At 48.8% G+C, this 1,136-nt stretch carries 1 protein-coding gene; it reads right to left on the minus strand.

Annotated elements, in window-relative coordinates; translation table 11 throughout:
* Positions 1-1,136 (minus strand): uracil-xanthine permease family protein (locus tag R7P69_RS25075; protein WP_318121812.1); only part of this gene is annotated, 1,136 nt, incomplete at both ends.

The following is a 1,136-nucleotide window of genomic DNA, read 5'->3' on the forward strand; positions in this document are numbered from 1 at the left end:
TACTTCGCGCTTTCTTCTTCCATTTGAGCGTTATCAACCACGTGGTTTTCACCAAGGTCGTGTGGCAGCACTAGGTTAAGAAGGATTGCCACGATACCACATAGGCTTACACCTTGTAGGCTGAACTCGCCGATACCGAAAGCCATACCACCGATACCAAATACCAGTGTTACTGCAACGATCACCAGGTTACGAGATTTGTGTAGATCAACGTTGTGCTTAATCAGCGTATTCAAACCGACGGTTGCGATAGAACCGAACAGAAGAATCATGATGCCGCCCATTACTGGCACAGGAATGGTTTGCAGAATCGCACCTAGCTTACCTACCAGCGCAAGAACAATAGCGGTAATGGCAGCCCAAGTCATGATTACAGGGTTGAAAGCTTTGGTCAGCATTACCGCGCCTGTTACTTCACTGTAAGTAGTGTTTGGCGGCGCACCAACCATTGATGCTGCAATTGTCGCGATTCCGTCACCCGCGATAGTGCGGTGTAGGCCTGGTTTCTTCAGGTAGTTTTTACCCGGTACATTTGAGATAGCCAACATGTCACCCACGTGCTCTACCGCAGGAGCGATTGCAACTGGGATCATGAATAGAATCGCGTTGATGTTGAACTCAGGCATGGTGAAGTTGGGCATTGCAAGCCAAGCTGCTTGAGCCACAGGTGTAAAGTCAACCACACCGTAGAATAGGGATACTGAATAGCCCGCCAAAATACCACCCACGATAGGAACCAGTTTTAGGAACCCTTTTGCGAACACGCTAAGTGCAATTGTCGTTAGCAGTGAAACAGCAGAGATAATGACCGCAGCATCGCCATTTACTAACTGAACCGCACCGTCGCCCGTTTTACCTACCGCCATGTTAACTGCCGTTGGCGCAAGGCCAAGGCCTATAACCATGATCACTGGGCCAACTACAACTGGTGGCAAAATCTTATGGATAAACCCTACACCACGCACTTTGATCATTGCGCCAAGCGCAACGTAAACCAAACCTGCCGCCATCAAGCCGCCCATAGTTGCACCAATACCCCAAGTGTGGATACCGAACATAATAGGAGCAATAAACGCAAGAGAAGAGGCAAGGAAGATTGGGACAGAACGTTTAGTGATTAATTGGAAGAGGAGAGT

It is taken from the genome of Vibrio sp. 661 (genome assembly GCF_033339315.1).
Taxonomy (GTDB): Bacteria; Pseudomonadota; Gammaproteobacteria; order Enterobacterales; family Vibrionaceae; genus Vibrio; species Vibrio alginolyticus.